This is a genomic window from Polaromonas sp. P1_G2, from assembly GCF_056405515.1.
The window spans coordinates 1-418 of the sequence record NZ_JBFUBY010001351.1 but is presented as its reverse complement, the minus strand read 5'-3'; the positions used below and the strand labels follow the sequence as shown (position 1 = coordinate 418).

Below are 418 nucleotides of genomic sequence, written 5' to 3'. Positions count from 1 at the left end.
GCGGTGCGCCGTCCGACTATGACGAGTGGGGAGAGATGGGCGCCGACGGCTGGTCGTTCGAGGCTGCCCTTCCCTATTTCCGCAAGCTCGAACGCGATGTCGACTTCGGCAATGACAACAAATATCACGGTACGGTCGGGCCGATCCCGATCCGGCGGATTTCAGACCAGCGCATGTCGCCCTTCGACAAAAACGTCTGTGGCGTCTTCGAACGGCAGGGCTACAAGCGCCACGCCGACCAGAACGGCGTCTGGGAGGACGGCATCTTCGTCGGCGCCATCGCCGTCGACGACAACGGCCACCGTATCCCCACTTCGCTTGCCTATCTCACCGACGATGTCCGCAAACGCGCCAATCTTGAAATCGTTACCGATCATACGGCCGAGCGGCTGTTGATCGACAATGGCCGTATCACCGG

At 61.2% G+C, this 418-nt stretch carries 1 protein-coding gene; it reads left to right on the top strand.

Going from position 1 to position 418, the window contains the following annotated elements; genetic code table 11:
- Positions 1-418: GMC family oxidoreductase N-terminal domain-containing protein (locus tag AC1D0P_RS30515; protein WP_477680151.1), on the top strand; the 418-nt coding region annotated here is incomplete at both ends.